The 1,499-nt window shown below is 67.5% G+C and carries 1 protein-coding gene; it reads left to right on the top strand.

What is annotated here, in order from left to right; all coding sequences use genetic code 11:
- The first annotated feature begins 251 nt into the window (after window positions 1–251).
- Window positions 252–1,478 carry an IS110 family RNA-guided transposase gene (locus HMPREF2863_RS03255; RefSeq protein WP_070637872.1) on the top strand — a complete coding sequence of 409 codons (1,227 nt, stop codon included), beginning with the start codon at window positions 252–254 and terminating at the stop codon, window positions 1,476–1,478.
- The last annotated feature ends 21 nt before the right edge of the window (window positions 1,479–1,499 follow it).

Raw genomic sequence — 1,499 nt, 5'->3', positions numbered from 1 at the left:
CCCGTTACCTTCTTCGTGGCTCCTGGATCCGTCAGGATCAAGGAGTGCTGACCGGCCGGTCCTGGGCATGATCGTTTGCCCCCAGTCACCCATGATCCGGGGGGTGTTGTCACCCGGGACCGGTCCGGTGATCACGGATCGCTGATAGAGGCAGGACCCGACTGACAAGGGCCTTCGTAACGTGGATGCCGAGCGTGATCACCTCCCGGCCGGCCAGCACACGCCACTGGCGGACCAGAAGGAGATCAGGCATGAGCGCCCAGCAAACCCCGGCCGTGTTCATCGGTCTTGACGTCGGTAAATCCGAGCACCACGCCGTGGCCCTGACCGCGGCAGGGAAGAAGGTCTACGACAAGGCCCTGCCCAACGACGAGACCCGCCTGCGCGAGGTCCTCGCCGAGCTCACCACCACCCACGGGCCCACGCTGCTGGTGGTGGACCAACCGGCCACCATCGGGGCCCTGCCCGTGGCGGTAGCCCAGACCTGTGAGGGCGTTGAGGTGGCCTACCTGCCCGGGCTCGCGATGCGCCGGATCGCTGACCTGCACCCCGGTGCGGCCAAGACCGACGCGAAAGACGCAGCCATCATCGCCGAAGCAGCCCGCACTATGCCCCACACCCTGCGCTCCATCCGGGCCGATGAGGAACAGATCGCCGAGCTGGCCATGCTCGCCGGTTTCGACGACGACCTCGTCGCGCAACTCACCGCGACCTCGAACCGGTTGCGCGGGCTGCTCACACAGATCCACCCCTCACTCGAACGCGTGCTCGGGCCCAAGATCACCCACCCCGCCGTGGCAGACCTGCTGAGCCGGTACCCCACCCCTGCACAGCTGAAGACCGCCGGGCCGGGGCACGTGCGTGCCCGGCTGCGTAAGCACGCCCCACGTCTGGCTGCCTCTCTGACAGAACAGATCTTCCACGCCCTGGACGAGCAGTCCGTGGTGGTGGCCGGCACGCAGGCCGCGGCCACCGTGATCCCGATCCTGGCCGAGCAGCTGGCAGGACTGACCCGGCAGCGGGCCGGACTGGCCTCACAGGTGGAGGCCGTGGTGGAGGCCCACCCTCTTCACCCGGTCCTGATCTCGATGCCCGGAGTAGGGATCAGGACCGCAGCACGGATCCTCACCGAAGTCGTGGGCAAGGACTTCGCCGATGCCGGGCACCTGGCCTCCTACGCCGGGATCGCCCCGGTCACACGCCGCTCCGGGACCTCGATCCGTGGCGAGCGCACACCACGGGGCGGGAACAAGCGACTCAAACGCGCACTGTTCCTCTCAGCGTTCGCTTCACTGTCACACCCTGCCTCCAGGGCGTACTACGAACGGAAACGAGCCCAGGGCAAACGCCACAACCAAGCGCTGATCGCGCTGGCCCGACGGCGCACGGACGTGCTCTACGCGATGCTCCGCGATGGCACCCTGTACCAGGACCCGGGCACACCTACAGCCACACCATCAGTGGCTCTCGCTGCTTGACGAAAACCATAGAGGCACCCC

It is taken from the genome of Micrococcus sp. HMSC067E09, from assembly GCF_001812555.1.
In the GTDB taxonomy this organism is placed as follows: Bacteria; Actinomycetota; Actinomycetes; order Actinomycetales; family Micrococcaceae; genus Micrococcus; species Micrococcus lylae.
The sequence above is the reverse complement of the archived record's forward strand: the minus strand, read 5'-3'. Positions and strand labels throughout refer to the sequence as shown.

Bases quoted from the DNA above. Each gene is read 5' to 3' on its own strand.
- HMPREF2863_RS03255 (WP_070637872.1), top strand. From the start codon at position 252: ATGAGCGCCCAGCAAACCCCGGCCGTGTTCATCGGTCTTGACGTCGGT.